The sequence below is a fragment of the Turicimonas sp. TL08 genome (assembly GCF_054660695.1).
Genome location: NZ_BAAGDP010000005.1, coordinates 50032 through 69285, shown reverse-complemented (window position 1 = coordinate 69285; position 19254 = coordinate 50032). Strand labels below are relative to the sequence as shown.

The 19254-nt window shown below is 44.4% G+C and carries 19 protein-coding genes and 1 tRNA gene; 19 read left to right on the top strand and 1 reads right to left on the bottom strand.

Translation table 11 applies throughout. The features are described from left to right. Nucleotides 1-88 precede the first annotated feature (88 nt). From ACYQ4O_RS03940 to hemE, 13 genes are all read left to right on the top strand, one after another. On the top strand, nucleotides 89-889 hold the full coding sequence (locus tag ACYQ4O_RS03940; protein ID WP_308513558.1) for a ParA family protein: 801 nt from the start codon (nucleotides 89-91) through the stop codon (nucleotides 887-889). A gap of 1 nt (nucleotide 890) precedes the next feature. Continuing rightward, nucleotides 891-1778: a ParB/RepB/Spo0J family partition protein gene (locus tag ACYQ4O_RS03935; protein ID WP_308513557.1), complete on the top strand. Its 888-nt coding sequence runs from the start codon at nucleotides 891-893 to the stop codon at nucleotides 1776-1778. Nucleotides 1779-2101: 323 nt separating this feature from the next. Continuing rightward, nucleotides 2102-2446 (top strand): ATP synthase subunit I, encoded by a 345-nt coding sequence (locus ACYQ4O_RS03930; RefSeq protein WP_308513556.1) that lies wholly within the window; start codon nucleotides 2102-2104, stop codon nucleotides 2444-2446. Nucleotides 2447-2463: 17 nt separating this feature from the next. Then, on the top strand, nucleotides 2464-3282 hold the full coding sequence (atpB, locus tag ACYQ4O_RS03925; RefSeq protein WP_308513555.1) for a F0F1 ATP synthase subunit A: 819 nt from the start codon (nucleotides 2464-2466) through the stop codon (nucleotides 3280-3282). Nucleotides 3283-3335: 53 nt separating this feature from the next. Further along, nucleotides 3336-3578, top strand: coding sequence for a F0F1 ATP synthase subunit C (atpE, locus tag ACYQ4O_RS03920; RefSeq protein ID WP_008810358.1), 243 nt, complete (start codon nucleotides 3336-3338; stop codon nucleotides 3576-3578). Between the two features lie 74 nt (nucleotides 3579-3652). Then, nucleotides 3653-4123 carry a F0F1 ATP synthase subunit B gene (locus tag ACYQ4O_RS03915; protein WP_066594719.1) on the top strand — a complete coding sequence of 157 codons (471 nt, stop codon included), beginning with the start codon at nucleotides 3653-3655 and terminating at the stop codon, nucleotides 4121-4123. Between the two features lie 2 nt (nucleotides 4124-4125). Further along, a complete protein-coding gene (locus ACYQ4O_RS03910) occupies nucleotides 4126-4674 on the top strand; it encodes a F0F1 ATP synthase subunit delta (RefSeq protein ID WP_066594720.1) in 549 nt (182 codons plus the stop codon). Nucleotides 4675-4691: 17 nt separating this feature from the next. Beyond that, nucleotides 4692-6233: a F0F1 ATP synthase subunit alpha gene (gene atpA, locus ACYQ4O_RS03905; RefSeq protein WP_066594721.1), complete on the top strand. Its 1542-nt coding sequence runs from the start codon at nucleotides 4692-4694 to the stop codon at nucleotides 6231-6233. 26 nt (nucleotides 6234-6259) lie between these two features. Further along, on the top strand, nucleotides 6260-7132 hold the full coding sequence (gene atpG / locus ACYQ4O_RS03900) for a F0F1 ATP synthase subunit gamma (RefSeq protein ID WP_066594723.1): 873 nt from the start codon (nucleotides 6260-6262) through the stop codon (nucleotides 7130-7132). A 26-nt stretch (nucleotides 7133-7158) separates the two neighbouring features. After that, entirely contained in the window at nucleotides 7159-8562 is a 1404-nt protein-coding gene (gene atpD, locus ACYQ4O_RS03895) for a F0F1 ATP synthase subunit beta (protein WP_066594724.1), read from the top strand. A gap of 40 nt (nucleotides 8563-8602) precedes the next feature. Next, nucleotides 8603-9019, top strand: a complete 417-nt coding sequence (locus tag ACYQ4O_RS03890; protein WP_066594726.1) for a F0F1 ATP synthase subunit epsilon — start codon at nucleotides 8603-8605, stop codon at nucleotides 9017-9019. 188 nt (nucleotides 9020-9207) lie between these two features. Beyond that, entirely contained in the window at nucleotides 9208-9576 is a 369-nt protein-coding gene (locus tag ACYQ4O_RS03885) for a universal stress protein (RefSeq protein WP_066594728.1), read from the top strand. 101 nt (nucleotides 9577-9677) lie between these two features. Further along, complete coding sequence (gene hemE, locus ACYQ4O_RS03880) at nucleotides 9678-10745, top strand: uroporphyrinogen decarboxylase (protein ID WP_460174817.1); 1068 nt, start codon at nucleotides 9678-9680, stop codon at nucleotides 10743-10745. Nucleotides 10746-10879: 134 nt separating this feature from the next. Here the strand turns inward: hemE and ACYQ4O_RS03875 are convergent, their stop codons facing one another. After that, nucleotides 10880-12184, bottom strand: a complete 1305-nt coding sequence (locus ACYQ4O_RS03875; RefSeq protein WP_460174816.1) for an anaerobic C4-dicarboxylate transporter — start codon at nucleotides 12182-12184, stop codon at nucleotides 10880-10882. Nucleotides 12185-12467: 283 nt separating this feature from the next. Here ACYQ4O_RS03875 and priA point away from each other — a divergent pair, with 283 nt between their 5' ends. The 6 genes from priA (at nucleotide 12468) to ACYQ4O_RS03845 (ending at nucleotide 19212) form a co-directional block, all read left to right on the top strand. Next, nucleotides 12468-14477: a replication restart helicase PriA gene (priA, locus tag ACYQ4O_RS03870; RefSeq protein WP_460174815.1), complete on the top strand. Its 2010-nt coding sequence runs from the start codon at nucleotides 12468-12470 to the stop codon at nucleotides 14475-14477. A gap of 7 nt (nucleotides 14478-14484) precedes the next feature. After that, nucleotides 14485-15744, top strand: a complete 1260-nt coding sequence (locus tag ACYQ4O_RS03865; protein WP_460174814.1) for a peptidase U32 family protein — start codon at nucleotides 14485-14487, stop codon at nucleotides 15742-15744. A gap of 253 nt (nucleotides 15745-15997) precedes the next feature. Then, a tRNA-Arg gene (locus ACYQ4O_RS03860) sits at nucleotides 15998-16074 on the top strand. A 378-nt stretch (nucleotides 16075-16452) separates the two neighbouring features. Then, nucleotides 16453-17085, top strand: a complete 633-nt coding sequence (locus ACYQ4O_RS03855; protein ID WP_460174813.1) for a LysE family transporter — start codon at nucleotides 16453-16455, stop codon at nucleotides 17083-17085. 629 nt (nucleotides 17086-17714) lie between these two features. Then, on the top strand, nucleotides 17715-18374 hold the full coding sequence (locus ACYQ4O_RS03850; protein ID WP_460174812.1) for an FAD-dependent oxidoreductase: 660 nt from the start codon (nucleotides 17715-17717) through the stop codon (nucleotides 18372-18374). Then, nucleotides 18319-19212 (top strand): FAD-dependent oxidoreductase, encoded by an 894-nt coding sequence (locus tag ACYQ4O_RS03845; protein WP_460174851.1) that lies wholly within the window; start codon nucleotides 18319-18321, stop codon nucleotides 19210-19212. The genes ACYQ4O_RS03850 and ACYQ4O_RS03845 overlap by 56 nt, the downstream gene beginning before the upstream one ends. Nucleotides 19213-19254: the final 42 nt, after the last annotated feature.

The window sequence follows — 19254 nt, the reverse complement described above, 5'->3', positions numbered from 1 at the left end:
ATAGCCGTGCATAAACAGTACACTAAATAATTTCAGATTGCGGGACGTCGTCCCCAACTAGGTCATAAACAAGGTCAGGAAGAGGTAAATGGCAAAGATTTATAGCGTCGCTAACCAAAAAGGCGGCGTCGGAAAAACAACTACAACCGTCAACCTAGCCGGCGCACTTGGCAAGCTAGGTTACAAAGTCTTGCTTGTTGATTTGGACCCGCAAGGAAATGCAACAACCGGGAGTGGCTTAGAAAAAAATACCTTAAATCTTTCTGTTTATGACGTTCTGAATGAAGATGCCTCTATCTCGGATGCAATTCAATATTCGGAAGCTGCGGGGTACTCTGTTTTAGGTGCAAATAGAAGATTAGCCGGTGCGGAAGAAGAGTTGCTTCAGTGTTCTGACAAAGAACTCAAGCTTCGGAAAGGATTAGAGCAAATTCAAGATCAGTACGATGTGATTTTGATTGATTGCCCTCCTACCCTTTCTATTTTGACGATCAATGCCTTCTGCGCTTCCAACGGTTTGATTATTCCGATGACTTGCGAATATTTCTCTTTAGAGGGGGTCTCTGACCTGGTCATCAGTGTGAAAGCCGTGAGAGAACAGGTTAATAGTGACTTAGTAATTACCGGTCTTCTTAGAGTGAAGTTTGATCCTAGAGTCACGCTCCAGAAAGAAGTAAGTGAAGAGCTTATTAACTTTTTTGGAAAACGAGTCTACGGTACCGTTATTCCAACAAATGTCAGACTTGCCGAAGCTCCAGGTTACGGTTTGCCCGGAGTTCTGTACGAACCGAGTTCTAGAGGCGCACAGGCTTATACTAGTTTTGCGGAAGAATTCGCAAAGAAAGAGAATTTGAAAAAGAGAAAAGCTTTAAAGAAGAAGGAAGCTTGAGATGACACCTAGGAAAACAAAAGGGCTTGGTAAGGGCCTCCCTAGTATGTTTGGGGTGAAATCCGTTGCAGATGTTTTAGAACCCAAAACTCCTAACGGAGATGTTCAGAAACTTCCTTTAGCAAAACTTCATCCTGGTAAATATCAGGCAAGAAAGATTTTGTCTGAAGAAAGCATTCAAGAATTGGCTCATTCCATTCAGGAAAAAGGAATTATTAATCCGATTGTTGTTCGTAAGGTAGAAGAGAACTCTTACGAGATTCTTGCCGGAGAAAGAAGATTTAGAGCTGCTACTCTGATCGGTCTAAAAGAAGTGCCGGTCTCTATATTGGAGGTAGGTGATGAGGATGCCTTAATTATCGGTCTTATCGAAAACCTTCAAAGAGAAGATCTCAATGTAATCGATGCAGCTTGGGGTGTCCAGAGACTGATCCAAGAATTCAATTTCAGCCATGAACAAGCTGCTCAAGCAGTCGGCCGTTCCCGATCAGCCGTTTCCAACTTAATTCGTCTTCTTAGTCTGCCGGAAGAAATTCAAACTTACCTAAAAAACGGGGAGCTGGATATGGGACATGCGCGTGCCCTGCTTCCTCTAGAAAAAGTAGAACAAATTGAGCTGGCTGAAGAAATCATTAAAAAAGGTTTATCGGTAAGGCAGGTCGAAGCCTTAGTAGAGAAAATCAAGAAGCAGAAGGAAGAGCCCGAAACACCAGCCGAAGAAGGGGAAATCATACTTCCGGACTTCACAAAATTCGAAAAACAGCTAGGAAAGCTCTACGGAACTCCGGTTAAATTGTCAGCAAATGCAAAAGGAAAAGGCAAAATTGTCTTGAATTTCGCCAATAAAGAAGAGCTTATGGCTTTATTGAAAAAGTTAAATAAGAAATAATCTGAGCTAGTAGGGCTGACGAAATCTGAAAGAGACAGCCAATTTGTCCCTCTCTTAAGATTCTAAAAATCTTCTAAAGTCCAAGGGATATATAAAGTTTGGAACGACCCCTCTGGGGTAAATAATGACGGCTATGAAAAAGAGATTTTAGGGACAGATTTATTTAGTCCACAAAATTTTAAGTATTTTTCACTAGGTCATTTTCCAAGAGGTCATTAAAACGGATGATATGCCGCTTTTCTAGGTTGCCTAACTGAATTGGGTTCATTACAATGCGCACAAATGAAAAATAGCGTAACTGAATTAATTGAAATTTCTGCCAAATGTTTGCTTTAAGGCGTGTTGTATTTTGGCAGTTTTTTGTATGCCTTTCTTGTTCGTTACTTTTCTGGATCTTCTCGGGAAGAAATAGTGGGTTATCTGCTTTATGCGGAGGGGCGGTTTGTGCGTTCCCTTCGTTACTTGTGATCCTGATGATGTGGGTCACGAGAAATGCGAAAGCCTCTCCTTTCGGGATTTTCTTGTATGAGTTTTTTAAAGTCACGATGATTATCTTCGGATTTTTGATTGTGGCGATGTTTTATAAGAATTTGGACTGGCTCTCGTTCATTATCAGCAGCGGAGCGGTTCTTTTAAGTCATGTTTTTGCTTTAGCTAGCAGAAAGTAATTGAAGGATTGATAACCATGGCAGGCTCGGCTACCGAATATATCCAGCACCATTTAACCCATCTATCCACTGTCAAGCAGCAAAGTATTGTTGACTTCTCCGTCTTCAACTTTGACACCGCAGTATTTTCTATTTTGATGATGGCGTTAGCACTCGGTTTACTCTATATGGCTGCCCGTAAGGCAACTCCAGGAGTCCCGGGCAAATTCCAATGCGCAGTAGAAATGCTTGTTGACATGGTTTCTGAACAAGCCAAGTCCATTGTCCATGGAGACAGAACCTTTATTGCTCCTTTAGCCTTGACAGTTTTTGTCTGGGTAGCATTTATGAATGCGATTGACTTGATTCCGGTTGACTTGTTCCCGTCTATCGCCAGTGCATTCGGTATCCATTATCTCCGTCCGCTTCCAACCGCTGACCTTAACGGCTCTTTAGGCATTGCCTGCGGTGTATTGATTTTGATGATCTATTATGGAATCAAGGTCAAGGGACTCAAGGGCTTTAACAAAGAGCTCTTCACAGCTCCATTCGGAAATCATCCGCTTTTGTGGCCATTTAACTTCCTTCTGAATTTGATCGAATACTTAGCCAAAACAGTCTCTCTCGGCATGCGACTTTTTGGAAACATGTATGCCGGTGAGTTAGTTTTCTTCCTTATCGCTTTGCTTGGCGGTTTGTGGGCAGGTTTTGACGGGTTAAGTATTTTCGGTGTGGTTGGACACTTCATTGCCGGTTTGTGCTGGCTGCTCTTCCACATTTTGATTGTTTTGCTTCAAGCCTTCATTATGATGATGTTGACCTTGGTCTACATTGGTCAGGCCCATGAAGGACATTAATTTTCTTTTCTTTCTTTTGATTTGTTTACGTCATATTTAACAAGGAGTTCGTTATGACAAACGTCGCTTATGTTGCCTTAGCTTGTGGCCTTATCATTGGCTTCGGTGCTTTTGGTGCTTGTATCGGTATCGCTATCATGGGTAGCAAGTACCTCGAAGCTTCTGCTCGCCAGCCAGAGCTTATCAACACATTGCAGACCAAGATGTTCCTTCTCGCTGGTCTTATCGACGCCGCCTTCTTGATCGGTGTTGGTATCGCCATGATGTTCGCTTTCGCAAATCCTTTTGTCGGCTAACCAGCTTTACTTTGCGCTTAGGTTTTCCAGACAAACTGCAGTTCTGTAAAAGAATTGCTTAAAGGGATCGAAAAATGAACATTAATGCAACACTGTTCGTACAGATGGCTGTGTTTTTCGTTGGTGCTTGGATCACCATGAAATACATTTGGCCACCGCTCAATCGAGCAATCGAAGAGCGGCAGAAAAAGATTGCCGATGGTCTTGCAGCAGCCGATCGCGGTGAGCATGCTCTCGAAGAAGCCAAGAAACAAGGCGCTTCTATCGAAGCTACAGCCCGCCAACAATCTCAAGTGATCGTTGCTCAAGGCGAAAAACGCGGTCAGGCAATCATTGACGAAGCTAAAGCTCAGGCACAGGTTGAAGCCGACAAGATCATTGCTGCTGCCAGAGCCCAAGCTGCTCAAGAAATTCAACAAGCCCGCGAGCAATTGAAGGACCAAGTTGCGCATTTAGCAGTTACCGGTGCTTCTCAGATTTTAGGTAAAGAAGTCGATGCTAAGGCTCATCAGCAATTGCTAGACCAACTTAAGGCGAAACTGTAATCATGGCTGAAATCTCAACTATTGCACGTCCCTATGCAGAAGCTCTTAATGCAGCTGTTATGGACAGTAAGGAAGAGGGTCTGGCTGATAAAGTCTTGCTTGCTCTAGAAACTCTCGATCAGATAGTTGTTGATCCAGCATTGCAAGATTTAATCAATGACCCTCAGGTGGGTTCTGAACAAATCTACAGTTTATTGCGCGGCATGCTGCCTAAAGAGATTCCCTCTGAAGCTATCCGGCTTTTGAAACTCTTGATAGAGAATGGCAGACTTGAGGCGTTACCGTCTATTACCGAGCAATTCAAAAACCTTCTTCATCAAGACAGATCTGAAGCAGAAGTATTGATCGAAACTCCTTTCCCATTAAGTCAGGAAGAGGTCGATTCTTTAGTTAAAGCCTTGGGCAACAAGTTCCCTGGTTTGAAATTGCTTCCAAAGATCGAGATTGACAAGTCTCTTATTGGTGGAGTGAAAATCTCTGTCGGAGATAAGGTACTTGACGGAACAGTTAAGGCTCGTCTTGCAGAAATGCATGCAGCCCTCACAAGTTAATAACGGAGTTTTAAGCTATGCAACTCAATCCGAGTGAAATTAGCGAGCTGCTAAAGCAGCGAATCGAAGGGATGGGTCTTAATACCAACCTTCGTACGGAAGGCACAGTTGTTTCTGTGACTGACGGTATTTGCCGTGTTCACGGTCTTTCTGACGTGATGCAAGGCGAAATGCTTGAATTCCCAAATAACACTTACGGTCTTGCTCTTAACTTAGAAAGAGATTCAGTCGGTGCTGTTATTCTGGGTAGCTATGAACATATTTCTGAAGGCGACATCGTTAAGACAACAGGTCGCATTCTTCAGGTTCCGGTCGGCCCGGCTTTGATTGGCCGCGTTGTCAACGCTCTTGGTCAGCCAATCGACGGCAAAGGCCCAATCGTTACCGACGAGTACGACGTTGTAGAAAAAGTTGCCCCTGGCGTTATCGACAGACAGTCCGTTAGCCAGCCGGTTCAGACAGGTTTGAAGTCAGTTGACTCCATGGTTCCAATCGGACGCGGCCAACGTGAGTTGATCATTGGTGACCGTCAGACTGGTAAGACAGCCGTTGCTATCGATACCATCATCAACCAGAAAGGTAAAGACCTTATCTGTATTTATGTTGCTATCGGTCAGAAGGCTTCTACTATCGCCAACGTAGTACGTAAATTGGAAGAATACGGCGCAATGGATTACACCATCGTCGTTGCCGCTTCTGCATCCGAATCTGCTGCTATGCAGTACATTGCTCCGTACTCCGGCGCAACAATGGGTGAATACTTCAGAGACCGCGGTCAGGATTCCTTGATTGTTTATGATGACTTGACCAAGCAGGCTTGGGCATATCGTCAAATCTCTCTGCTTTTGCGCAGACCACCAGGACGTGAAGCTTATCCTGGCGACGTTTTCTACTTGCACAGCCGTCTTCTCGAAAGAGCAGCTCGTGTCAACCCGGAATACGTCGAAAGAAAGACTAAGGGTGCAGTAAAAGGCAAGACAGGTTCTATGACTGCTCTTCCGATTATTGAAACCCAGGCCGGTGACGTTACAGCTTTCGTTCCGACCAACGTAATTTCCATTACTGACGGCCAGATCTTCTTGGAAACCGACTTGTTCAACGCAGGTATCCGTCCGGCTATTAACCCTGGTATCTCTGTGTCCCGTGTAGGTGGTGCAGCTCAGACCAAGATTATTAAGAAACTCGGCGGCGGTGTTCGTTTGGCTTTGGCTCAGTATCGTGAATTGGCAGCTTTCGCTCAGTTCGCTTCTGACCTTGACGAAGCAACACGTAAACAGCTCGAACGCGGTAAGGTTGTTACAGAATTGATGAAACAGCCTCAGTACCAGCCTCTCCAAGTTTGGGAAGAAGCTTTGGTTCTTTTCGCGATCAACATGGGCGCTTACGACGATGTTGAAGTTAAGGATGCATTGAAAGTTGAAAAAGCCATGCAGGATTACATGAAAGTAAATCATGCTGACTTGATCGACCGCATCGAAAAAGAAAAGGCTTTGAGCAAAGAAGACGAACAACTTCTCACAGCTGCTGTTAATGAGTTCAAGAAATCCGGAGCTTATTAAGGCGAGATTTACGTTAGAGGAACCTAATGCCTAGCACAAAAGAAATTCGAGCAAAGATCCGATCGGTTCAAAACACCAGAAAGATCACTAAAGCTATGGAAATGGTTGCCGCTTCTAAGATGAAGAAGGCACAGGATCGTATGAGGGCTGCTCGTCCCTACGGCGATACGATCCGCAACATGATTGGTCACTTGGCTGAGGCTTCGACTGAAATTACTCATCCTTTCCTCCGTAAAACGACCAAGATTGACTCCATAGGTCTCATTTGCGTAACTACTGACAAAGGCTTAGCCGGTGCTTTGAACACTAACATTCAAAGATTGCTTGCTCATAGACTTCATGAGTGGGCAACTGAAGGTAAGAAAGTCGAAGCTACTGCAATCGGTAATAAAGGTTTAGGTTTCCTCCAACGAGTTGGCGTGCCGGTTGTTTCGCAAGTAACTCAGTTAGGAGATCGTCCTCACCTTGACCGCCTCTTAGGCGCTATCAAGGTTCAGATTGAAGCTTTCCAGAAAGGCGAAGTGGATGTTGTTTATTTAGCTTACTCTCGCTTCATTAACGCTATGAAGCAAGAACCGGTTATCGAACAACTCCTTCCGCTTCCAAAGAAAGTCATTGAAGCTGATGAAAAAACAGTTTCCTGGGACTACATCTACGAACCGAGTCCAGAGCAAGTATTGAAGGTCTTACTCAAGCGCTACGTAGAAGCATTGATTTACCAGGCAGTAGCTGAAAATATGGCCAGCGAACAAAGCGCCCGTATGGTAGCTATGAAGGCCGCTTCTGATAACGCTAAGAAGCTTATCGATGACCTGCAGCTTGTTTACAACAAGACTCGCCAGGCAGGTATTACCAAAGAGATTACTGAGATCGTCGGCGGTGCTGCCGCTGTGTCTTAATTAAGAAATTCGAACGAGGATTAGTCATGAGTGACGGAAAAATCGTACAGGTTATTGGCGCTGTGGTTGACATCGAATTCCCACGCGACAAGATGCCTAATGTTTACGACGCCCTTGTCCTTGAAAAGGATGAGAAAAATACGCTTGCTGAAGAAGGTTTAACTTTCGAAGTTCAGCAGCAATTAGGCGATGGTTTAGTTAGAACTATTGCTATGGGCTCTTCTGAAGGTCTCCAAAGAGGTATGGCTGTTAAGGCTTTAGGCCATGGAATTGAAGTTCCAGTTGGACCTAAGACTCTTGGCCGTATTATGGACGTTCTGGGTCGCCCAATCGACGAAGCCGGTCCTATTGGCGAAGAAAAGAGAATGCCAATTCACCGTGCTGCTCCTAAATTTGACGAGTTGAGCCCATCTGTTGACCTTTTGGAAACAGGTATTAAGGTTATTGACTTGGTATGCCCGTTCGCTAAAGGCGGTAAGATTGGTCTGTTCGGCGGTGCTGGTGTAGGCAAGACAGTTAACATGATGGAACTCATCAACAACATCGCTAAAGCTTACGGTGGTTATTCCGTATTCGCCGGTGTTGGTGAAAGAACCCGTGAAGGTAATGACTTCTATCACGAAATGGAAGACTCCAAGGTTCTTGATAAAGTTGCCATGGTGTTCGGTCAGATGAACGAACCTCCAGGAAACCGTTTGAGAGTTGCCTTGACAGGTCTGACAATGGCTGAAGCATTCCGTGACGAAGGCCGCGACATTCTTCTGTTCATTGATAACATTTACCGTTACACCCTGGCAGGTACTGAAGTATCCGCTTTGTTAGGCCGTATGCCTTCTGCTGTGGGCTATCAGCCGACACTTGCTGAAGAAATGGGTAAACTCCAGGAACGTATTGCTTCCACTAAGGTTGGTTCTATTACTTCCATTCAGGCCGTTTACGTTCCTGCTGACGACTTGACTGACCCGTCTCCGGCTACAACATTCGGCCACTTGGACGCTACAGTTGTGTTGTCTCGTGATATCGCTGCTTTGGGTATTTATCCGGCTGTTGACCCGCTTGACTCTACATCCCGTCAGATCGACCCGAACATCATTGGTGAAGAACACTACAGCGTTACTCGCCGTGTTCAGGCTACATTGCAGCGCTACAAGGAATTGAGAGACATTATCGCCATTCTTGGTATGGACGAACTTTCTCCGGAAGACAAACTCTCCGTTACAAGAGCTCGTAAGATTCAGCGTTTCTTGTCTCAGCCTTTCCACGTTGCTGAAGTGTTTACCGGTACTCCTGGTAAGTATGTTCCTCTCAAAGAAACTATTCGTGGTTTCAAGATGATTGTTGACGGCGAATGCGATCAACTTCCGGAACAGGCTTTCTACATGGTCGGTACTATTGACGAAGCCTTCGAAAAGGCCAAGACACTTAAGTAATCTTTGGCGGGTAAAACCCGCCAGCACCATGGAGATTTAAATGAGCAAAAAACTTAAAGTCGACGTAGTCAACGCTGAGGAGTCTCTCTTCAGCGGTGAAGCTGAGTTCGTTGCTCTTCCTGGTATCGAAGGTGAGTTAGGCATATTGCCTGGTCATACTCCTCTCATCACATTGATTCGTCCCGGACTCGTCAGAATCCGCAAAGAAGGTCAAGAAGGTGAGGATGAGTTCTTTGTAGCCGGCGGCGTATTAGAAGTTCAACCCAATAATGTGATTGTTCTTGCTGACGTCGCTATCCGCAGCAAAGACTTGGATGAGGCCAAAGCTAAAGAAGCTATGGATCGAGCCAAGGAAGCCGCTAAGAATGCTTCAAGCCAGATTGAAGTTGCTAAGCTCGAAGCTGAAATTAGTATGCTTGCAGAACAACTGCGTATCCTTCAGAAGCTCAAGAGATAATTTTCTCAAGCATCAAAAAAACCCTGCCGTAAAAAGCGGGGTTTATTTTTACCTGTTCAGTCGTATAGGCAAGACACTGCTGTATAAAATTCTTGTATCACGAGTAACTTTCGGTTACTTTCTTCAGCGGGATTTCTTATAATTACGATACTTCATTATATTTATTAGAAACCTTATAGGAGTTCAAAGTGATCCTAGTCTCTACTGACGGCACAGAATTATCTGACAAAGCAGTTCATACCGCAGCTAAATTGGCTAAGCAGCTGAATACTTCCGTCCTGGGAATTATTGTTGTCAAATCCAAGGGTGCAGAGTCTGCAATCAAAGCTCTCGATGATGTCAAAGATGTTTGCGAAAGAGCGGGGACACCTTGCGAAGTAGCTGAGATTATCGGTACTTCTGTTCCGGACTCTATTTTGAAAACAGCTCAAGAAAGAGATGTTCGTTTTATTGTAATGGCCAGCCGCGGTTTAGGAACTCTTGGCTCTCTCTTTATCGGCAGTTCAACTCAGCAGGTTTTGGCTAAAGCTGATCGTCCTGTTTTAGTTGTTCGTTAATCAGCAATAAATCCAGATATACAAGGACTCCTAAGGAGTCCTTCAGTTTTTTGAGCTAACCTCATATTCTTCCTATTATTTCCGGTTGGAGCCTGTTTCGAATGAGACCAGCAAACGATACTTTTTTAAGAGCATTATTAAAAGAAAAGACTGAATACACTCCTATTTGGCTGATGAGACAGGCTGGCCGCTATCTTCCAGAATATCGCGCAACAAGAGCAGAGGCCGGCAGCTTTATGGATCTGGCAATGAATCCACATTATGCTTGTGAGGTTACATTGCAGCCGGTGGAAAGATATCCGTTAGACGCTGCTATTTTGTTTTCTGACATTCTCACAATTCCGGATGCTATGGGCTTAGGTTTAAGTTTTCAAGCCGGGGAGGGCCCAAAGTTTGAAAAGGCGGTCAGAGACGAAGAAACCGTCAATTCCTTATTTGTTCCGGATCCAAGCGGAAAGCTCAAATATGTTACGGATGCAGTCGTTGAAATCAAGAAAGCATTAAATAACCGCATCCCTCTTATCGGCTTCTCAGGCAGCCCGTTTACTTTGGCGTGTTACATGGTTGAAGGAGGAAGCTCTTCTTCTTTCCAGAACGTTAAGAAAATGATGTATCAGAGGCCAGATCTTTTCCATAAAATTTTGGGAACCAACGCTGAGGCAGTTGCAGCTTACTTAAACGCTCAAATAGAGGCCGGTGTCAATGCCGTGATGGTATTTGATACTTGGGGTGGGTCCCTCGCCCACAGGCAATATAAAGAGTTCTCTTTAGCTTATATGAAGAAAGTCGTCGATGGTTTGATCAAAGAGCGAGACGGAGAAAGAATTCCTTCTATTGTATTCACTAAGGGCTCTGCACCTTGGGTAACCGACATTGCTTCCATCGGAGCTAATGCTATGGGCCTTGATTGGACTGTCAGCTTAGGTAAAGTCAGAAAACTAGTTCAGGATAAAGTTGCCCTCCAAGGAAATCTTGATCCTTCCGTCCTCTTCGCAGACGAAAAAGTTATCAGAGAACAGGCTCGTGCCGTGATTGATGATTTCGGCATGGTTGGCAACGGTGGCCACGTATTCAACTTAGGACACGGCATTGATAAGACAACTCCGCCGGAAAATGTTCAGTATCTTGTGGATGAAGTTCACAACTACAGTAAGAAATATCATCTCTAAAAAATAACTCCTTGAAGAAAAACCGTTGCAAGAGGCAGTGGAAGCTGCCTTTTCAACGGTTTTTCCCTATTGCCGGAACAAAAACTGCTGTTGCGCCTAAAGGCATAACAGCAGTTTTTGAAGCTTACAAGAAATTAAAGAACGATCTTTGCGAATAAGAATCCGACAGGAACAGCGGCCACGAGACCTAAAATTCCGGGAATAAAGAACGGATGGTTAATCACAAACGAACCATTCCACTTCCTATCCATATAAGAACCGGTATCATCACAAGCGATGGCAAAAGCTGTGGTTGGATACACCGTTGTAATGAACAGGGCAGAGCAGGCAACGAAGCTGGCGAGAATGGTTGCGGCATCGACACCCAAACTGGCTGCTACAGGAACCAGGAGGGCTGATGTTGCGCCCTGGCTGAATAACAACGCAGAAACACAGAAGAATGCTACGGCCAGCAAAGCTGGATACTGTTCCAAGAGATGGGTGGCAGAGGTCTTAATTTCCGGAATGTGAGCACCGATAATGGTCGAGGACATCCAGACGATACCGAGAACCACAATCAAGCTTTCCATACCGCCGCCGAATACCGGTGTATCTTTGATGCCGCTTAGCGGGAATCTGCAGACCCAGTAAGTGACAAGACCGCTCATCAGCATTGCGATGATGATAATGTCACGGCTGCCGAGACTATGGCCGATTTGTGTTTTGAAAAGAAGCATGCCGACGATAAATAAAACGGCAAGTAAGAAGATGCCGACGGACAGCTTTGCTTTGGCTGTGGTTGGTTGTTCTTCTTTCTGTTTGGACTTCAGAACCACTAAGCCTTCTTTCAGACGCTTCTGGAAGATCGGATCCTTTTCAAGATCAACGCCTTGGTAGCTGGAGATGATGACGGCTACGATGGAGCCGGCAATAGCCGCCGGAACGATTACGGCAAGAGCTTGACCGAAAGAAACACCCATTTTTTCAACCACAACGTACATAGCTGCTGTAGCTGCAGAAATAGGAGAAGCAGTAATGGCAATTTGGCTGGCGATAACAGCGCTGGTCAACGGTTGAGAAGGACGGACACCGTTTTCCTTTGCTACCTCTTGAATAACGTTTAAAACGCTCATGGCGGTAAAGCCGGTACCTCCAAGAACTGTCAAGAGAAAGGTAATAGCCGGAGCGAGGAAGTTGATGTATTTAGGATTCCCGCGCAGAAGCCGTGCGGAAATTTTAACCATGTAATCCATTCCGCCTGCAAGCTGCATACAGCTGATGGCAAAAATCACGGTAAGAATAATAAGAATGACATCAACCGGAATTTCGCCCGGTTTTAAACCCAGGCCGAAAACCGCTATTGCCATTCCTAAGCCGCCGGCCATGCCGACACCTACTCCTCCGAGTTTTGCAGCATAAATAATGCAGCCGAATAATATAGCGATTTCAAGATATATCATGGTTTCCTCCAATAAGAGGCCTAATAATCACTTATTTTTTCAAAAATTAACAGATAAACTCTACCTAATGTAGGTATTAATACTTACAAAAATTAGATAATTCTTTCAAATTTCTAAATAGTAATTGGTCCCGTTAATAATTTTTAGTTATGAGAAGAGGTGTTTTTTCTGAAACCCAAAAAAGGATTCGGAGGACATACAAGGTAACTATTGCAAGCCTTATGAGGCTCTCCTTTTTTCCTATAATTCTTGAAATGTCAGGTATTTAGTTCTAACGGAAGCAATGGATCAGAAGATAATCAAAGTAATCGTCGATACTCCTTTATGGGAGCCTCTCGATTATTTGAATGTGCCTGCTGAGAATCTAAAAGTCGGCGAGAGATGTCTTGTTCCCGTTGGGAGACGAACTTGTGTAGGTATTGTCGTTGGCTTTTCCCAAACAAGCAGTTTTCCGCAGGAACGGCTGAAAAACATTATCGGAAGGATTGACCGTCTATCTCCTCTTAGCGCTAACTGGCTTCGGTTTACTAAATTTGCCTCGAAATATTACCTTTCTCCGTGGGGAGAAACTGCGGTTCCTTCTTTGCCGAAATTCTTTCGAAGACCTCCCGGTCAGCGGCACGATTCTTCCTTGAACAGACTTAGAAAAACTAACTTTGTACTTAGCGGGCCGGATCAAGAACTCCCGGTTCTGAATGAAGAGCAAAAGCATGTTCTGGATAATTTTGTTCAAAACAAGTTCGGGGTAAGCTTGCTTTACGGTATTACCGGAAGCGGTAAGACGGAAGTCTATCTTCGGCTTATCCAAAAGGTTTTTGATAAAGATCCGGAAGCACAGATTCTGCTGATGGTGCCGGAAATCAATTTAACGCCACAGCTTGTAGAGAGAGTAGCCAAAAGATTTCCAAACCATGCTGTCGGCAGCTGGAACTCTAAAATGTCTGAAGGAGAAAAGGCGGCTACTTGGCTTGCAGCTCATGAAGGCCGACTGAATATTTTGGTTGGTACTCGTCTTTCCGTTTTTGCCAGTCTGCCTAAGCTTTCCATGATTCTCATTGATGAGGAGCATGACAGCTCTTATAAGGCGCTCGAAGGGGTTCGTTACTCTTCCCGAGATTTGGCCATTAAAAGGGCACAGATCGAGAACATTCCGATTCTCTTAGGTTCTGCTACCCCATCTTTTGAATCGTTCCAAAGAGCTCTTAACGGCGATTATCAGCTCTTCAAAATGACTAAGAGAGCCGTTCAGGATGCTCATCTTCCGGAATTGGAACTTATCGATATCTCTAAGGACAGAGTAAAAGGTGCGGCTCTGTGTGCTCAGGTAAGAGATGAAATTACTAAAACTCTTGAAAAGAAAGAGCAGGTTTTGATTTTCCTTAACCGCAGAGGTTATGCACCGGTGGTGACATGCAACAGCTGCGGCTGGGTTTCAACTTGTCCTCATTGTTCAACATTTGCGGTTTATCACAAGACAACCGGAAACTTGACCTGTCACTACTGCGGATGGACTACGCCTCTTCCGAGGCACTGTCCTAAATGTGGTTCCGTTGAAATTGTGCCGCTAGGCCGCGGAACGCAGAGAGTCGAAGAAGAGATTAAAGAGCTTTGGCCTGACGCAAACGTGATGCGCTTAGACCAAGACAGCACAAGACGCAAAGGGAGCGCTCAGGAAGTATTGGAAAGCGTCCACCAAGGAAAAGTCGATATACTTCTCGGAACTCAGATTGTGGCCAAAGGACACGATTTTAAGAAAGTTTCTTTGGTTGTCATTCTTAATTCCGATCCGGTGTTATTGTCGCCGGACTTTAGGGCAAGAGAAAGACTTTTTTCCGTACTGATGCAAGTTTCCGGCAGAGCGGGAAGGGGCGAGATACCTGGAAAGGTTTTATTGCAGACGCAGTACACGCAAGATCCTCTTTTCCACCATTTAAGCCGGCAGAACTACAGTGACTTTGCAACGGAGGAACTCAATTCAAGGGAGAAGACGAGATTACCTCCGTTTACCGCACAGGCTTTGGTTATTGCGGAAGGAAAAAAGATTAACGAGGTACTCAAGTACCTTGATGAGGTAAAACAAGCGGCGCTTTCTCTCCAATATCCGGGAATTCACATTTATTCCCCGATTCCGCAGTCGATTATGAGGATTCAGGATATTGAAAGAGGACAACTCCTGCTCGAAGCTGACAGTAAGAAAGTCATGCAAGAGTTTTTAGCTGTGTTTGCTCCTATATTGTTTGAAAAAATGAATAGGTTCAACGTTTATATCGACGTTGATCCGCTTAACTGTTGAGAAAAAATTGAAGCGAGAAGATTTTGAAATTATGGCTCCCGTAGGCTCATGGGAGTCTTTAACTGCCGCTATTCAGGGCGGTGCTGATTCTGTTTATTTCGGGGCCGGCGCATTAAATATGCGTTCTGCTTCTTCCAATCAGTTCTCTCCGGATGATCTGAAAGAAATCGCCAGAGTCTGCAAAGAAGCTGGTGTGAAGTCATATTTGACGGTTAATACCATCATGTACGATGATGATTTGAAGCTGATGCGTCAATATATCGATACGGCAAAAGAAGCAGATATTTCAGCCATTATTGCCTCCGACGTTGCGGTTATGAATTACTGCAATCAGATTGGAATTCCCGTCCACCTTTCAACTCAGCTGAACATTTCTAATTTGGAAGCTTTGAAGTTTTATGCGCAGTTCGCAGAGGTAGTAGTTTTAGCAAGAGAGCTGAACGTAAAACAAGTTAGACATATTTATGAGGGCATTCAATCTGAAAATATCTGCGGTCCGAATGGAGAGAAAGTCAGAATCGAGATGTTCTGCCATGGCGCTCTCTGCATGGCTGTCAGCGGCAAGTGCTATTTGAGTTTGAATACGGTCGGCAGAAGCGCCAACAGAGGCGGATGCATGCAGACCTGCCGCAGAGCCTATATCGTCAAAGATAAAGAAAGAGATGTTGAGCTTGAAATCGATAACCAATATATCATGTCCCCGAAGGATTTGAAGACGATCGGATTCTTGGATCAGATGGTTAAGGCAGGTGTGCGAGTTTTCAAGATCGAAGGGCGTGCCCGCGGTCCCGAATACGTCAGAACAGTTGTTGAATGCTACAACGAAGCTTTAGAAAGCATTCTGCAAGGTAAATGGAATGAGGAATTGAGCAAATCTTGGGATGACAGACTCAAGACGGTTTATAACCGCGGATTCTGGAACGGCTATTATCTTGGTCAGACTCTAGGGGAGTGGAGCAACCGTTACGGTTCTCAAGCCACTGAACGCAAGGTTTACGTTGGCAAAGGCATCAAACATTTTGCTAAACCCGGTATTGCAGAGTTTTTAGTACAGGCTGAAAACATCAAGAAAGGCGAAAAAATGCTGGTTACGGGTCCAACCACCGGTGCTGTTTATTTCAATTTGGATGAACCTTGGGTTGATCAGAAACAAGTGGATGAAGTCATCAAAGGTCAGCACTTTACATGCAAGGTTCCTGAGAAAATCAGAGAGAATGACAAACTCTACGTTGTCCGCAGCGTTGAGCTGGATAATATTTTGAAGTAAGACTTAAGCTTTTTAGAATTACAAAAACGGCTGTTCCTAGTTTTTGTTCCTTGATGGAAGAGAACAGCTGTTTTTAACATCTAATAACTTAGCACTTATACAGAAAGTGAATACTTGCTAGCATTTTAGAGATTTAGATCCAAAAATCTGTACTTTTTTTATATTCCAAGTTGGTTCTCTTGCTTAAAAGGTGAAAGATTTATGGATAGACGTTTGCGAAAGCCTCTTCTGGCAATTAGAATGACACTTTCTCGCACCTGTAGCTCACTTGGATAGAGTACTGCCCTCCGAAGGCAGGGGTAGTGGGTTCGATTCCCGCCAGGTGCGCCATTTCTTTTCTTCTTTTGTAATTGTGGAGGTGTTTTTAGGCGCTTCCTCGGTTCTATCCCAGTAAGCCTGAGATTCTGCAATCTTTACGCCAAGTTCCTATTCCGTACATATTCTTGTCTAATGGAACATATCTCGAAAACCATAAAACCGCGGAACTGACAGGCTGGTTATCGGATAACCTTGCTAGCTGAAAGAAATTTGAGTCACCGTTTAATTTAGTCGACTGCGCCTTAGAAAAAATGCCTGGTATCTCGCCACGGGTTTTCTATAAAAATAAAAAGGGATTGTCTATAAGTTTTGCATGCTTATTTTTATAATTCTTGGGCTAAGTACTTTTAGACGTTTCGATTTTTTAAATAAGAAGGTTTTGACGAAGTCATGTTGTCAACGTTGCTCACTATCGCAGGGGTACATATTATCGCTCTTGCTTCTCCTGGTCCCGATACTTTCATTGTCATGCAAACTGCTGCAAGTAAGTCTAGAAAAGAAGCCATAATGTGTGTGCTGGGAATTACTGCTGGGGTTGCGGTTTGGGCTGCTGTGTCCTTGTTGGGACTGCAGTGGCTTTTTGATCAGTTTGCGTGGCTTCACAAGACCATTATGCTAATGGGCGGCATTTACTTGGGCTGGATGGGCTTTAAGATTTTGAAGAGTTCATTAAAGGCCTCAACGTCAGCAACTGCAAATTCCCCACTTGGTACTCAAGAGGCTAAGTCAAAGTCATTTTTGACTGGACTATTCACTAACCTTGCGAACGCCAAGGCTCTTGTCTACTTCAGTTCAGTTTTCGCTTTATTTATCAAGCCTGATATGGACTGGACTCAGAGTCTCCCAATTTTTCTTTTGGTAATCACGGAGACTTTCTTATGGTTTTCTTTTGTAGGCCTGTTAATAGGCCTGCCTAAACCTAAGCGAATTTATCAGAGTGCCGGAAAATGGATTGACGGTGCATGTGGCGCAATATTCGGAGTATTCGGTGGCGGTTTAATTTACAGCGCTTTAAAAGAGTAATTTCTTTGTAAAATCTTTCGAATTCAGAGGCAGCTGAAAAAGGTTTAGCTGCCTCTATGTATTTCAAATGTGGAGTTGGGAGCGTCAGCTACAACACCATAAGCTAAAGTCTTCTTCTTAACGATTCTGCATGACCTATTAACCATGAAATTATGGATCTAATCACCTTCTTTACGGACTTTCAGCTGCATAGCCGAATTGGTAGGAATGACGTTTCTCTATTTCCCGGCTTTATTAGGCGGACACTAATGCAACCAAGTCTTTTGCCTTAACGAGCATTCCTCAAACTTCGCTTACGGTGGTACATACTTGGCCCAGACTTTTCCGGGTTAGGCATACCAAAAAACTTCGCCCGCATGACAAATTAATGCAAGATGGGCTCCTAAGAGATAATTGACGTCATCAAGCAGTCTTTTGCAGATTGTGAAGAGCTACCACTTTCGCGTTCTTCTTCAGGTTGGAAAATCAGCTTAATTTTATGTCGGTTGGTTTGTCCTGTTTTTGAACCGATAAGCAACTTAATGGCCTAAATCTTTAGTAGTACGCGCGTAGTTTTTCTGGGATAGTGGGATGCATGGGAGTTGCCAGTTCTGGCCTCCTCTGCCTACCTCAAATTCCTTGGAGGAAATATGCAAATAACCAAACGTAATTTTTTGAAAGGTTCCGTAGCTACTACTTTAAGCCTTGGTTCTTCATTGTCTTTAATACCAGCGAAGGCCGCTCCTACTAACGCACCGGTTAAATGGGACGAGAGTTTTGATATGGTCATTATCGGTGCAGGGGGTGGCGGCCTAATGGCAGCTCATTACGCTCAAGAGCAAGGTCTGAAAGCAGTTGTTCTTGAGAAATTACAATTTGTGGGTGGATCCAGCGCTCTTTGCGGAGGGTCAATTTCCGTTGCTAATACTATTCCTCAACAAGAAAAAGGGATTAAAGACAGTGATGAGCTTTTCGTGGCTGAAATGTTGAAAGTCGGTAAGAATAAGAATGATCCTGCACTTGTAGAGGCGCATGTAAAGAGCATTCGCAAAGTTTATGACTTTATTTATGAGACATTAGGAGCAAAGCCTGATGTAATTCGTGCAGTTTCAGGTATGAGCGTGCCGCGTGCTCACTTGTACTATCCGCCATCAAAGCTTATTAGCCAAATTTACAATTATGTAAAGGACCAGCAAAAAAGTTCCCTTTTACTTCAAATGCCCGGCCAAACGTCTAGTTTGGCAAAATGGTCGTATTGCCGGCGTGTTAGCAGAAAGGGACGGGAAGCCTTTTTATGTTCAAGCAACTAAGGGTGTCTTGATTGCTACAGGTGGCTTCCAATACAACAAGGCCTTGATGGAAAAATACAATCCGTTGATGGCTAAAGTTACTCCGGCCGGAGGAGCAGGAAGTACAGGCGATGGGTTGTTAATGGCCCAGGCTTACGGCGCTGATGTACTGGATACTAATTACATCAAAGCTACCTTTGGCTATCAAATGACATCTCATCCAAATTCGCTGCACGCATATTATTCCGGTGCGATAGTAGTCAACCATGCAGGTAAGCGTTTTGTAGACGAGTCAATTTCTTATAAGTTGATCAGTGATGCAGCATTGGGACAACCCGATAAGTTTACTTTCCAGCTCTTCGACGAGAAAGTCCGCAGTGAAATGGGAGGAATGACTAAGCGATTCGCAGAAATTCTTGACGTTCCTGAATTGAAAGCAGGTAAAGACACTCCTTACTGTTTCGCTGGTCAGACTCTTGAAGAAGTTGCAACGAAAGCAGGAGTCGATCCGGAAGGGCTACAAGCTACTGTGGCTCAATACAATGCCGATGTGGAGAAAGGCAAGGACTCTCAATTTGGTCGAACTTCTTTGACATCCGGATTCGGACAGATGAAGAAGATTGAAACACCTCCTTTCTTCCTTTATCCTTCAGTTCCACGGTGCATCGCAACTTACTGCGGTATCAAGATTGATCCGAGAGCAAGAGTTATCGACGTTTTCGGTGAACCAATTCCTGGCCTGTACGCTTGTGGTGAGGCCACCGGCGGAGTTCATGGAGCGGCTTACATGACCGGAACAGCATTTGGCAAAGCATTTTCTTTCGGAAGATTAGCGGCTCTGGATATTGCCAAAAATTAAGAACTGCAAGTTTTCGACAAATTGAGGTTTGTTAGAAAATTA

What these genes read in the sequence shown, in the direction of transcription:
- ACYQ4O_RS03940 (WP_308513558.1), top strand. Translation starts at nt 89, where the DNA reads ATGGCAAAGATTTATAGCGTCGCTAACCAAAAAGGCGGCGTCGGAAAA.
- ACYQ4O_RS03935 (WP_308513557.1), top strand. Translation starts at nt 891, where the DNA reads ATGACACCTAGGAAAACAAAAGGGCTTGGTAAGGGCCTCCCTAGTATG.
- ACYQ4O_RS03930 (WP_308513556.1), top strand. Translation starts at nt 2,102, where the DNA reads ATGTTTGCTTTAAGGCGTGTTGTATTTTGGCAGTTTTTTGTATGCCTT.
- atpB (WP_308513555.1), top strand. Translation starts at nt 2,464, where the DNA reads ATGGCAGGCTCGGCTACCGAATATATCCAGCACCATTTAACCCATCTA.
- atpE (WP_008810358.1), top strand. Translation starts at nt 3,336, where the DNA reads ATGACAAACGTCGCTTATGTTGCCTTAGCTTGTGGCCTTATCATTGGC.
- ACYQ4O_RS03915 (WP_066594719.1), top strand. Translation starts at nt 3,653, where the DNA reads ATGAACATTAATGCAACACTGTTCGTACAGATGGCTGTGTTTTTCGTT.
- ACYQ4O_RS03910 (WP_066594720.1), top strand. Translation starts at nt 4,126, where the DNA reads ATGGCTGAAATCTCAACTATTGCACGTCCCTATGCAGAAGCTCTTAAT.
- atpA (WP_066594721.1), top strand. Translation starts at nt 4,692, where the DNA reads ATGCAACTCAATCCGAGTGAAATTAGCGAGCTGCTAAAGCAGCGAATC.
- atpG (WP_066594723.1), top strand. Translation starts at nt 6,260, where the DNA reads ATGCCTAGCACAAAAGAAATTCGAGCAAAGATCCGATCGGTTCAAAAC.
- atpD (WP_066594724.1), top strand. Translation starts at nt 7,159, where the DNA reads ATGAGTGACGGAAAAATCGTACAGGTTATTGGCGCTGTGGTTGACATC.
- ACYQ4O_RS03890 (WP_066594726.1), top strand. Translation starts at nt 8,603, where the DNA reads ATGAGCAAAAAACTTAAAGTCGACGTAGTCAACGCTGAGGAGTCTCTC.
- hemE (WP_460174817.1), top strand. Translation starts at nt 9,678, where the DNA reads ATGAGACCAGCAAACGATACTTTTTTAAGAGCATTATTAAAAGAAAAG.
- ACYQ4O_RS03875 (WP_460174816.1), bottom strand. Translation starts at nt 12,184, where the DNA reads ATGATATATCTTGAAATCGCTATATTATTCGGCTGCATTATTTATGCT.
- priA (WP_460174815.1), top strand. Translation starts at nt 12,468, where the DNA reads ATGGATCAGAAGATAATCAAAGTAATCGTCGATACTCCTTTATGGGAG.
- ACYQ4O_RS03855 (WP_460174813.1), top strand. Translation starts at nt 16,453, where the DNA reads ATGTTGTCAACGTTGCTCACTATCGCAGGGGTACATATTATCGCTCTT.
- ACYQ4O_RS03850 (WP_460174812.1), top strand. Translation starts at nt 17,715, where the DNA reads ATGCAAATAACCAAACGTAATTTTTTGAAAGGTTCCGTAGCTACTACT.